This is a genomic window from Peribacillus sp. NPDC097224, assembly GCF_044761985.1.
Lineage (GTDB): Bacteria > Bacillota > Bacilli > Bacillales > DSM-1321 > Peribacillus.
On sequence record NZ_JBIWDK010000016.1, the window covers coordinates 47,757 to 58,898 of the forward strand.

The window sequence follows — 11,142 nt, forward strand, 5'->3', positions numbered from 1 at the left end:
AGGAGAGGATTTTTTTGATGAAAAAAGTGATTGTGAACCTATCTTCGCGTGAGAAGAGAGTAGCTGTCCTAGAAGATGAAGTGTTACGGAAAGTCGAAGTCATGCCACCTCATCAACATAGTACGGTAGGTAATATTTATCTTGGCAAAGTGACTAAGGTCTTGCCAGGAATGGATGCCGTGTTTGTCGATTATGGTGCAGACAAGAATGGTTTTCTGCATCGGGATGAAATTCCGGCATATCAACTGACGAAGCGTGATGGAAAATCACCCATCAATCATTATGTTAAACAGGGTGAAAAGCTGCTCGTTCAGGTGAGCCGTGATGAAACGGGTACAAAAGGGGCGAAATTGACGGGGCTGATCGAGTTTTCGACGGATTCCCTCGTTTACATACATGGAATAGATTATGTTGGTGTGTCGAAGAAATTCAAAAATGAACGTTTGCAAAAGTATTGGAGAGAAAAAGCAACAGAATATAAGCAAAAGGACGAGGGGGTGATTGTTCGCACCTCGATGGAGAAGGAAAGTGAGTCGGCATTTCTCGACAAGCTGAATACACTGAGGCAGCTGCATAAGGAACTGGAAGGAAAGTCCGGTACGATGAAGGCACCAGCCCTCCTCTATGAGAAAGATACATTCCTGGAGATGGTTATCGCTGAAATGGCGAAAACGGTATCAGGTCAGCTCTTTATCGACGATTTTGATGCGAGTCAAGAGTTGAAAAAGTGGGTGCTGGCTAATGGTAAGGAATGGAGTATATCCTATGAGACTGGTGCGAAGAACATTTTTTCAGAACGGAATCTAGATAACCAGTTCGAGAAGGCCATGAAAAAAGTGGTCTGGCTCGATAATGGGGGGTATCTGATTTTCGAAGAAACCGAAGCGTTCACCGTAATCGATGTCAATTCAGGGAAGTTTACAGGCAAGGTGGAAAAGGAAGCGACGCTTTTTGAAGTGAATGCAGCGGCAGCAAAAGAAGTCGCCCGTCAGCTGAGGCTTAGAAATATTAGTGGAATCATCTTGATTGATTTCATCAATATGGAGAAACCGCAACACAGGCTTGAAATCATCGATCTGTTTAAAAAGGAAGCCGCGAAAGATGAGATGCGGATGAAGGTTGTCGGATTTACTGAACTAGGAATCCTTCAAGTGACGAGAAAACGGACATCCCCTTCGCTTAGTGAAACCATGACGGTTCCTTGCCCAACCTGCAATGGAAGTGGAAAGGTGGAAAGCGCTGAAACCGTTGCCTTCCGCTTGGAGCGGGAGTTGCTGGAGCACCGCAAAACGGACGATGAGGCCGTTTGGGTGGAACTTAGCCAATCAGTGGGGGATGTCCTGTTGGGGGAAAAGGAATCATATAAAGCGACATTGGAAGAACTGATATCCAAAAAGCTAGTGATCTCTTATGTTCCGGGCCCGGTCCATACGTATTCCATCAGGCGCTTCGGAAGTTATGAAGAAATCAAGCGGTCAGTAAAGTGATGGACAAGAAATCCAACAAATGTATTGACAGTCATTCAGGTTTCATGATAGGATTTTAATGTTATGTTTGTAGCACCCGTGCTACAACCGCTCAACAACAGGTCTTAAGTTTTTTGTCTTCTGGACAAAACGCCTGTGATTGGCGAGTCTGAGACATTCAAGGAGGTGCAAGTATGTACGCAATTATCGAAACTGGCGGAAAACAAATTAAAGTAGCAGCTGGCGAAGCGGTTTACATTGAAAAATTAAACGCTGAAGCAGGCGAAACTGTTACATTTGACAAAGTTTTATTCGTAGGTGGCGAGGACGTGAAAGTCGGAGCTCCACTAGTGGAAGGCGCTACTGTAACAGGTACTGTTGAGAAACAAGGGAAGCAAAAGAAAATCACTGTCTTCAAATACAAAGCGAAGAAAAACAATCGTAGAAAACAAGGTCATCGTCAACCATACACTAAAGTTGTTATTGAAGCAATCAACGCGTAAGGGCTGATATCAAGATGATTAAAGTTATCTTTGATGCTCCGCAAGAACGGATCTCTTCGTTCACATTAAGCGGACATGCTGATTTTGCTAAAAAAGGTTCCGATATCGTTTGTGCAGGCGTATCGGCCGTATCCTTTGGATCGGTCAATGCGATTATGTCCTTAACGGATGTAGAACCTGAGATAGAGCAAGGGCAAGACGGCGGCTACCTTCGCTGCGTCATCCCGGGGAATCTTTCGCCGGAATCCGAAGAGAAGGTGCAATTGCTCTTGAACGCAATGCTCATATCGCTACAAACCATCGAACGTGATTATGGTAAATATATGAAAATTATCCTCAACCAGTAGGAGGTGGAACAAATGTTAAGATTAGATCTTCAGTTCTTCGCTTCGAAAAAAGGAGTAGGTTCTACAAAGAATGGACGTGACTCAATCTCTAAGCGTTTAGGCGCTAAACGTGCAGATGGTCAATTCGTTTCTGGTGGTTCTATCCTTTACCGTCAACGCGGAACAAAAATCTATCCAGGTGAGAACGTAGGCCGTGGTGGAGACGATACTCTATTTGCAAAAATAGACGGTGTTGTTAAATTCGAACGTTTCGGACGTGACCGTAAAAAAGTAAGCGTATATCCAGTTGCACAAGAAGCATAATTGGCATCTTTGAACAGAGGCTGACTCAAAAGGGTCTGATTCCTTCTATGAGACACTATATATCGCGTCATTATTGATAATGGTATGCTTTATATAGTGTAGAAGGGGTCCGGCCCTTTATTTATACTATAAATATGATGAATAACCAGCGTTTTGCAGGAGATTTTAGTCAATTAGTATGGAAAACCACCTCTGATTCACAAAAGGCTCGCCAGTTTTGGCGGGCTTTCTTATACTTTAGGGGGTAAAATCCTGGATTGCTCTAACTAACACATTGATTGAATTTAAATAGACTGTTCAATTCAACTATTATATCTCCAATTGTTGCATGAATAAGCCCATTCTCTTTGCAAGTTCAAACGGCTCTACCATCGTCCAAAGAACTCAGGGTGTGTGGCTGTATTTTTTGGACGGGGGCTTTCATATGAAGGCATGTGAATCGAGCTTCATTTCCTGTTTGTTTTGTTTTTTGATATACTGATACAAATGGAAGTATTCAACATGATAGAGCCAAAAAAAGTTTCTTTATCATAATTGAAGGTGTTAATAATGGATAAAAATTGGACGACTATTGAAACGCTTCGTCAGACTAGACATGATTGGCTGAATAGAATTCAAATTATAAAAGGGAATTTGGAGTTGAATAGAATTGATCGTGTCAAAGGATTCATTGACGAGATCATAATTGAAACCCAGAATGAGGCAAGGCTCTCTAGTTTGAATATGCCAAAGTTCAGCGAGATGCTGTTGACGTCGAATTGGAGTAATTCAACATTTCAATGTGAATTTGAAATTATCGATGTTTTTGCGGGCTCCAATGAGTTGGACGAGTTGATGTCTCGTTGGACGAACGATTACTTTAAAGTTTTAGAAAAGAATCTCGATCCTTTTGGAGAAAATGTACTGGCTGTTTCTATGTGTAAAAAAGAAATAAGTGATATGCGTTGTTCTTTTCATTTGCAGGGCCGTTTCAATGATCAATCCGCGGTGGTGGAATTTATAGAAAAATCCTTAACAGCGGAGCAATCAATAGAAATGCGTATTTGTAATGAGAATGAATTATTCTTTAAGATGGATATTAAGTTTTAGAGAAGTATACAGCAAGAAATGACTTGCAGAAAACAAGGAAGTGATAGCATGTTTGTCGATCAAACGAAAGTCTATATAAAAGGCGGAGATGGTGGTAACGGAATCGTTGCTTATCGTCGAGAGAAATTCATACCAAAAGGCGGACCTGCCGGCGGAGATGGCGGCAATGGAGCAAACGTCGTATTTGAAGTGGAAGAAGGATTGCGGACGTTGATGGATTTCCGTTATCAACGTCACTTCAAGGCGCCTCGCGGGGAACACGGCATGTCTAAAAATATGCATGGTGCAACTGCGAAGGATATGGTCATTAAAGTTCCACCTGGTACAGTTGTCATTGATGAAAAAACGAAAGAAGTCATCGCAGATTTAGTTGAACATGGACAACGTGCCATTATCGCTAAAGGCGGCCGTGGTGGACGCGGGAATTCCCGTTTTGCGACACCAGCCAATCCGGCACCGGAAATTTGTGAAAATGGCGAACCAGGACAAGAACGCGATATTATCATGGAACTGAAGTTATTGGCTGATGTAGGCCTTGTAGGATTCCCGAGTGTTGGTAAATCTACATTGCTTTCAGTCGTATCAGCAGCCCGACCTAAAATTGCCGAATATCATTTCACGACAATCGTGCCGAATCTTGGTATGGTTGAAACGGAAGATCACCGCAGTTTCGTCATGGCCGATTTACCGGGGCTAATTGAGGGTGCTTCTGAAGGAGTAGGTCTTGGACATCAATTCTTGCGCCATATTGAAAGAACAAGAGTCATCGTTCACGTGATAGACATGTCTGGCCTTGAGGGCAGAGATCCGTACGAAGACTACCTGACAATCAATAAGGAACTAGAAGAGTATAATCTTCGTTTGACTGAACGTCCGCAAATCATCGTAGCCAGTAAAATGGATATGCCTGATTCAGCAGATAATTTAGCGGCATTCAAAGAAAAGCTTGAAGAGGAATTCCCGGTCTTCCCGGTTTCAGCTGTAACACGTGAAGGTATCCGTGAACTTCTTTATGCAATTGCCGATAAAATCGAAGAAACACCTGAATTCCCGCTTGATCATGAAGAAGAGAATACCGGGGTTCATCGTGTTCTTTATAAACATACAGCCCTTTCAGATGAATTTGATATCGAGCGTGAATCGGATGGCAGCTTTGCTGTTAAAGGATTCAAGATTGAACGTCTATTCAAAATGACGGACTTCACACGTGAAGAATCCATCAAGCGTTTTGCTAGACAACTTCGCTCATTCGGTGTCGATGAAGGATTGCGCCAAAAAGGTGCGAAAAACGGGGATATCGTTCGTATCCTTGAATATGAATTTGAATTTATTGACTGATAATATGTAAAAACCATGGTGGTAGGCAAAAGGAGCGTGCGGACTTTGAATAAGGCCGATCAGAAATTTTTCCTCGTTCGAGAGGATGTCCTCCCCGAAGCGATGAAAAAAACGCTGGATGCTAAAGAAATGATTGAACGGGGAAAAGCAGATTCAGTTTGGGAAGCGGTACAAAAAGTGGATCTGAGTAGAAGCGCCTTTTACAAATATCGGGACACGGTCTTTCCGTTTCATACGATTGTCAAAGAAAAGCTAATCACTCTGTTCTTTTACCTCGAAGACCGTTCCGGGACTCTATCGGAGCTCTTACGACTGGTCGCCTCATCTGGCTGCAACATCATGACGATTCACCAAACGATTCCCTTACAGGGTCGTGCCAACGTCACTCTCTCGCTCAACACGAGTGGGATGACGGTGGATATTGATGATCTTTTAACAAGATTGCGTAAAATGGAATTCGTCGAAAAGGTCGAAATCCTTGGGAATGGTGCATAGAATAAAGCCTGTACAGTTCATTGTACAGGCTTTTTTTTATGTGTGGTCATTAAAGATTAACTATTGTAATAAATCAGAAAATGGCATAACATAAACAATAGATTGTCCGTGAAAAGGGGATTATAATATGACTTCAAAAATAGCATTTCTTGGACCGAAAGCAACGTTCACGGATTTAGCTGTCTCTCGCTTATTTCCTAATGATAGTAAAATTCCGATGAGTACGATTCCAGACAGTCTCGACGCTGTCCGCGATGGGGAAGTAAGCCATGCGCTGGTCCCAATCGAGAATGCGTTGGAAGGTTCGGTAAATATAACGATGGATTACCTGGTTCATGAAGTGAGGCTTCCAATTAAAGGGGAAATCACGATTCCTATCGAACAGCATTACATGGTTCATCCGGATCATGCCAATCCTGACTTTAAACCGGATAGGGTCTATTCCCATTCACACGCTATTGCACAATGCCGTAAATTCCTACATAAAGATCTAAGTGGCATCCCATTTGAATATGTTACGTCAACGGCTGCAGCAGCAAAAATGGTAATGGAGAATCCGGATGCCAAAATTGCAGCCATCGCGAACGAAATGGCAGCACAGGAGTATGGGTTGACGATTCTTGAACGAAATATTCACGACTATGAGCATAACCATACCAAATTCATTGTCGTATCCAACGGCGAAGTCGATTTCAGTGGGCATTTAACTACTGAGGGAGACAGTAAAACGACGTTGATGATCCAGCTCCCAGCCGATCATTCGGGACAGCTTCATCAAGTCCTTTCCGCTTTCTCATGGAGAAAGCTCAACCTGTCCAAAATTGAATCTCGGCCGATGAAAACAGGACTAGGTCATTATTTCTTCATTATCGATGTAGAAATGGCACTTGACGAGGTGCTCATCCCAGGCACGATTTCTGAACTTGAGGCCCTTGGATGTACCGTGTCAATCTTGGGCAGTTATCCATGCTTTACCGTTCAAAATGGATTGGTGCACCGATAAGGACAGATGTAGACAGAAGGAAACACAGTTAAATGGTCTTTAAAGTACATTCCTAAAAAATCTCCTTGGATAAAAGTCCAAGGAGATTTTTTTTAGGAGGCCTTGAATCTAATTAGAAAAATGGGGAGTGACACATTGTTCTGCCTTTTTTAAAGAACGTAAAGCTATTAAGCCCATATAATAGGATTTAATAGGGTTAATTATGAAGTGGGTTGGGAGAAATACATACCAAGAGGTAAACCAGATTTATCGTTACAATATCCTCTTACAGAATTTAAATGTAAAAGACTGAAAAAGATGAAAGAGGGGATGGGAGATGTGCGGTAAAGATGAGTAATGAGTTCAAAGAAACGTTCGGATCTTGGCTGCAAGCCATCGGAACGGTTTTATCCGCCATCGCAAATACACCAACCCTTATATCGGATTACGATTCTGCAAATAACTTGGATGTGGTGGGGAACACTCTCCAGGGAACAGGTAATGCTTTAATTGCCGATGGAGAGGAAGCTTTCACTTTAGATCAAATCGGAAGTGCAGTTCAGGCCATTGGAAATTCGACGGTTATTACAGGATTGATAGGTACTTTTTCAGATGACACGAATGATCTATTGATTATAAACGGAAATTTTATTCAGGCTTTAGGCGGTGGCGTATCTGCGGCGGATATAACCGAAAATGCACCAGCTGAAGGGATAAATATAGTTGGTAATTTAATGCAGCTGTTGGGAAATTCATTACAAGCACTGTCTGGGATTATTGAATTGAAAAGAGAAAATACGAATCCAAGCCTGGAAAGCAAAGGAAATGGGAGCCAAGGGAGTGGGAATCAAGGGTACGGAAGCAAAGGAAATGGGAGCCAGGGAAATGGGAACCAAGGGTACGGAAGCCAAGGGAATGGGAACCAAGGGTATAATGAGGGACAATTAGACCCGGAAACATTACAAACGTTAGGGAGCTGGATTCAAGCGATAGGAGCCGTTCTCAACCTGATCGCTCAATTAATAAGCAATGAAGAGGGGGAGAGTGGAGATGAAGGCGAAAACGAGAGCGATTCGTAAGAAAATAGGACACTTCGAATGCCTTTACTTCGAAGTGTCCTATTTTAGTTAACTAAAATCCCGGCTTTATTCAATGCTTCTTCTGCTTCGTCCAGTAAGTCTTCTGAAGCGGCACTAATGGTATGAAGGTGAATGCCGCTAGTCAGTTCCGATAATAATGTGGCTTTTGTTTTAGTAACCTTTGAAAGGAAGGATGCCACTTCTTTCCGATTACTGACCATGATGGAAGCCGTTAAGTCCCCATACACGGGATGCTCTATTTTCACGTCTTTGACGGTTATGCCGATATCGACAAGTAGAAATAATTCCTCCTGGGCTCGCGTGGGCTCGTGCTGGCAAGCGATGGTCCGTTCAGGGTTTTGTCTAGTCTCGGTTTGCAAGTAGATATACCCCTGGCTAGTCGCGATAATCGGCTCATTTCGCGCTTTAAGAAGGGTAATGTCACCGACGATGACTTGCCGGCTCACATTGGTTATTTTGGAGAGTTCGCTACCGGTAACAGGCTGTGAACTTGTTTGTAGGATATGTAAGAGCTTTGTTCGTCTTTCTTCGCCTAATAGTTTCTTTTTTTGCATGATCCTTCACCTCGTTATGTACAAATAGTTTACCATAAAATAAAGGGGCTAATCGAATGAAAGTCGATTTACCCATGGTGTTCCTTACATGCGGGTGAATGCAGAAAAAAGAGGGAGGCACATGGAAACGTCCGCCCTCAATCTTGTACAATCATAGGTTACTTGCCTTGAAAGTATTGCCTCCGTTCATATCACCAGATTGGAATCCTTTATTAAACCAGCGCTTTCGCTGCTCGGAGGTTCCATGCGTAAAGCTGTCAGGAACAACATACCCTTGAGCTTTCTTTTGGATGGTGTCGTCTCCCACTCCACTGGCTGCACTCAAAGCCTCTTCGAGATCGCCTTCCTCAAGTAAATTCTCCCCTTGGGCGTGATGGGCCCATACCCCTGCTAAATAGTCAGCTTGAAGTTCCAATCGAACAGAAGCTTTATTATATTCTTTTTCACTGACCTTAGACCGGTCCGGCATTTCTTTTCTTGACGTGCCCAAAAGGGTCTGGACATGATGTCCCACCTCATGAGCAATGACATAGGCCATCGCAAAGTCTCCAGGTGCCTGATATTCATCTTGAAGTTCCTGATAGAAACTCAAGTCAATATAAAGCTTCATATCACCGGGGCAATAAAAGGGTCCGACTGAAGAACCGGCCGTACCACAGGCCGAGTCGACACTTCCCGTATACAAAACGAGAGTGGGCTCTTTATATTCTAGCCCTTGCTTACGAAACTCTTCTGACCAGACCCGCTCCGTATCTCCAAGAACGACCGAGACAAATTGAGCGAGCTCCTTCTCCTGGTCCGTTTCCTCATAGGAGCCATTATCAGTAATATCATTGGAACCAAGGCCATTCAACACATCACTCGGGTTGCCACCTAGGAACATAACGATCAAAACGACAACTATGCCAAATCCGCCGCCAATCCCGGCGACGCTCTTTCCACCCATTCCTCTTCTGTCCTCAACGTTCGAACTCTTTTGTCTTCCTTTCCATTTCATTTAGATGTCCTCCTAGACTGTTGTTTTTTATGTAGTGCTATCTTGATCAGCATTTTATAAATCCTATACCTTATACCCAAAGTTCGGATCGATTAGACAGAAATGCCCTCTGGCAAAAAGCGGTCAATCCTGCTAACCCCTTATTTGAATGGGTTTTTCCGACTGTGTGGCTTTCATTCATATTTTAGTTTCTTCAAGCATAAGTTTTCATGATAAATAATAATGGCAATTTACCCACTACATCATAGTATATATGGACATATGCACAGGAGGGGTTATCAGCGTGAAAATTCATATAGTCCAAAAAGGTGATACGCTTTGGAAGCTCGCAAAAAAATATGGCGTCAGTTATGAACAACTGAAAAAATCTAATTCTCAGTTAAGTAATCCGGATATGATGATGCCGGGCATGAAAATTAATATACCTGGAAATACATCGGGATCAATTAAAAAAGAGATGGGTGCGCCACAAGTGACCTATCAATCCAAGGAATCTCAAATTCAGCCGATTCAAATGAAAGAACAGCAAATTCAACAACAACCCGTGATGAAAGAACAACAAAAATATCAAGCACCCATAAAAGAACAGCAAAAGTATCAGGCACCTATAAAAGAACAGCAGAAATATCAACAGCCTGCGATAAAAGAATACCAATTGCCTATTAAGGAAAAACAATTGCCTGTTAAAGAAAAACAAATGCCTATAAAGGAAATGCCCGTTAAGGAAAAACAAATCGTTGTCCCGAAAGAGGTTCAGGTACCGAAACAAGTGATACCAGAAATAGATATCAATAATTATTATTTGGTCAATATGACCAACATGAGTGTACAGAAGACGCCAACTCCACCAACTCCCCCGAAAAAGGTTGAAGCGGTGAAGCCAGTAGAAAAACCGGTAAAGAAAAAATCAAAAAAGAAGACAGTTGTCCAAGAAATATGTGAACCGGTGGATGATTGTATTCCAATCACCCCTATCATGCCAGGTAGCGGTTTTAACATCGATCCACCACCATGGGCATCCATGCCCATGCATGGAGTCCAAGGAGCTTTTCAAGGAGCCCCTTACTATCAACAAGGTGTTCAAGGCATGCAAGGCTATCAAATGATGGAAGAAAGTTCAGACGTATGGGGAGAATCTCCTGATATGCATTCAATGGGTCAAAGTACCGTCCAAGGAGCCAGTCAAAACCAGGCCGGTCAGCAATACTATCCATATCAAGCTTCAGCCCCCGTCCCACATCATATGTATGGCGGAACTCCACAACAAGTTGCAGGTGCGTATATGCCGCACCATTATGAGTCATCATCCGAGTCGTCATCGTCATCGTCGTCGTATGCTCCGAATCAATACTATCAACAGCAACCCTATATGCAGTCCAATATGCAAGCCGAAAGTGAGGATTGTGGCTGCAACAAGGGAGAAATAGGAACATATGGACCAGAGAAAGAAGTGAAAGGCCAATATTATGCTATGGAGGAAACGCAAAGCAAGGCGCACCATCACCCTGATTATCATCAATTCCATAAAGGCAGACCACAATACTCAGAATCCTATGCGGGAGCTAGTATTCAAAGTCTAATGGGAGAAAAACAGCAACCAATGCAATATGAAGTAGAATCGGTTGATGAAATTCAAATTCAAGAATATCAAGGAGGACCACCTGGAGGCATGATGGGGAACCAGCCCGGCAATCAGATGGGAGGCATGATGGGGAACCAGCCCGGCAACCAGATGGGAGGCATGATGGGGAACCAGCCCGGCAACCAGATGGGAGGCATGATGGGGAACCAGCCCGGCAATCAGATGGGAGGCATGATGGGGAACCAGCCCGGCAATCAGATGGGAGGCATGATGGGGAACCAACCTGGCAATCAGATGGGAGGCATGATGGGGAACCAGCCCGGCAACCAAATGGGAGGCATGATGGGGAATCCATATGGCCATCAACTAGGGGGCCAACCAGGTGC

12 protein-coding genes and 1 other annotated feature are annotated in these 11,142 nt (G+C 43.3%); of the genes, 10 read left to right on the forward strand and 2 right to left on the reverse strand.

The features are described 5' to 3' along the window. Positions 1-17 precede the first annotated feature (17 nt). The 9 genes from ACIQXR_RS19725 (at position 18) to ACIQXR_RS19765 (ending at position 7,602) form a co-directional block, all read left to right on the forward strand. Positions 18-1,487 carry an Rne/Rng family ribonuclease gene (locus ACIQXR_RS19725; protein ID WP_402875782.1) on the forward strand — a complete coding sequence of 490 codons (1,470 nt, stop codon included), beginning with the start codon at positions 18-20 and terminating at the stop codon, positions 1,485-1,487. A gap of 75 nt (positions 1,488-1,562) precedes the next feature. Further along, positions 1,563-1,647, forward strand: a sequence feature (ribosomal protein L21 leader region). 13 nt (positions 1,648-1,660) lie between these two features. Beyond that, on the forward strand, positions 1,661-1,969 hold the full coding sequence (gene rplU / locus ACIQXR_RS19730; RefSeq protein WP_402875780.1) for a 50S ribosomal protein L21: 309 nt from the start codon (positions 1,661-1,663) through the stop codon (positions 1,967-1,969). Between the two features lie 14 nt (positions 1,970-1,983). After that, positions 1,984-2,316, forward strand: coding sequence for a ribosomal-processing cysteine protease Prp (locus ACIQXR_RS19735; protein ID WP_402875779.1), 333 nt, complete (start codon positions 1,984-1,986; stop codon positions 2,314-2,316). Between the two features lie 12 nt (positions 2,317-2,328). Then, positions 2,329-2,619 carry a 50S ribosomal protein L27 gene (gene rpmA, locus ACIQXR_RS19740; protein ID WP_402875777.1) on the forward strand — a complete coding sequence of 97 codons (291 nt, stop codon included), beginning with the start codon at positions 2,329-2,331 and terminating at the stop codon, positions 2,617-2,619. Positions 2,620-3,168: 549 nt separating this feature from the next. Next, positions 3,169-3,708 carry a Spo0B C-terminal domain-containing protein gene (locus ACIQXR_RS19745; RefSeq protein ID WP_402875775.1) on the forward strand — a complete coding sequence of 180 codons (540 nt, stop codon included), beginning with the start codon at positions 3,169-3,171 and terminating at the stop codon, positions 3,706-3,708. A 48-nt stretch (positions 3,709-3,756) separates the two neighbouring features. Further along, entirely contained in the window at positions 3,757-5,046 is a 1,290-nt protein-coding gene (gene obgE / locus ACIQXR_RS19750; protein WP_402875773.1) for a GTPase ObgE, read from the forward strand. A 15-nt stretch (positions 5,047-5,061) separates the two neighbouring features. Next, complete coding sequence (locus ACIQXR_RS19755; protein ID WP_402958204.1) at positions 5,062-5,541, forward strand: ACT domain-containing protein; 480 nt, start codon at positions 5,062-5,064, stop codon at positions 5,539-5,541. A 127-nt stretch (positions 5,542-5,668) separates the two neighbouring features. Next, entirely contained in the window at positions 5,669-6,544 is an 876-nt protein-coding gene (pheA, locus tag ACIQXR_RS19760; protein ID WP_402875770.1) for a prephenate dehydratase, read from the forward strand. A gap of 329 nt (positions 6,545-6,873) precedes the next feature. Further along, positions 6,874-7,602: a DUF6944 family repetitive protein gene (locus tag ACIQXR_RS19765; protein ID WP_402875768.1), complete on the forward strand. Its 729-nt coding sequence runs from the start codon at positions 6,874-6,876 to the stop codon at positions 7,600-7,602. 44 nt (positions 7,603-7,646) lie between these two features. Here ACIQXR_RS19765 and ACIQXR_RS19770 read toward each other — a convergent pair whose 3' ends face one another. Beyond that, the gene (locus tag ACIQXR_RS19770) at positions 7,647-8,180 is read right to left on the reverse strand and encodes a transcription repressor NadR (protein WP_402875858.1); all 534 of its coding nucleotides are present in this window, start codon (positions 8,178-8,180) and stop codon (positions 7,647-7,649) included. A 148-nt stretch (positions 8,181-8,328) separates the two neighbouring features. After that, positions 8,329-9,174 (reverse strand): KPN_02809 family neutral zinc metallopeptidase, encoded by an 846-nt coding sequence (ypfJ, locus tag ACIQXR_RS19775; RefSeq protein ID WP_402875767.1) that lies wholly within the window; start codon positions 9,172-9,174, stop codon positions 8,329-8,331. 283 nt (positions 9,175-9,457) lie between these two features. Between ypfJ and safA the strand changes: the two genes are divergently transcribed. Further along, on the forward strand, positions 9,458-11,142 hold a 1,685-nt coding region (gene safA / locus ACIQXR_RS19780), incomplete at its 3' end, for a SafA/ExsA family spore coat assembly protein (RefSeq protein ID WP_403080584.1).

What these genes read in the sequence shown, in the direction of transcription:
- ACIQXR_RS19765 (WP_402875768.1), top strand. Translation starts at nt 6,874, where the DNA reads ATGAGTAATGAGTTCAAAGAAACGTTCGGATCTTGGCTGCAAGCCATC.
- obgE (WP_402875773.1), top strand. Translation starts at nt 3,757, where the DNA reads ATGTTTGTCGATCAAACGAAAGTCTATATAAAAGGCGGAGATGGTGGT.
- rplU (WP_402875780.1), top strand. Translation starts at nt 1,661, where the DNA reads ATGTACGCAATTATCGAAACTGGCGGAAAACAAATTAAAGTAGCAGCT.
- ACIQXR_RS19745 (WP_402875775.1), top strand. Translation starts at nt 3,169, where the DNA reads ATGGATAAAAATTGGACGACTATTGAAACGCTTCGTCAGACTAGACAT.
- ACIQXR_RS19755 (WP_402958204.1), top strand. Translation starts at nt 5,062, where the DNA reads ATGGTGGTAGGCAAAAGGAGCGTGCGGACTTTGAATAAGGCCGATCAG.
- ACIQXR_RS19725 (WP_402875782.1), top strand. Translation starts at nt 18, where the DNA reads ATGAAAAAAGTGATTGTGAACCTATCTTCGCGTGAGAAGAGAGTAGCT.
- rpmA (WP_402875777.1), top strand. Translation starts at nt 2,329, where the DNA reads ATGTTAAGATTAGATCTTCAGTTCTTCGCTTCGAAAAAAGGAGTAGGT.
- ypfJ (WP_402875767.1), bottom strand. Translation starts at nt 9,174, where the DNA reads ATGAAATGGAAAGGAAGACAAAAGAGTTCGAACGTTGAGGACAGAAGA.
- pheA (WP_402875770.1), top strand. Translation starts at nt 5,669, where the DNA reads ATGACTTCAAAAATAGCATTTCTTGGACCGAAAGCAACGTTCACGGAT.
- ACIQXR_RS19735 (WP_402875779.1), top strand. Translation starts at nt 1,984, where the DNA reads ATGATTAAAGTTATCTTTGATGCTCCGCAAGAACGGATCTCTTCGTTC.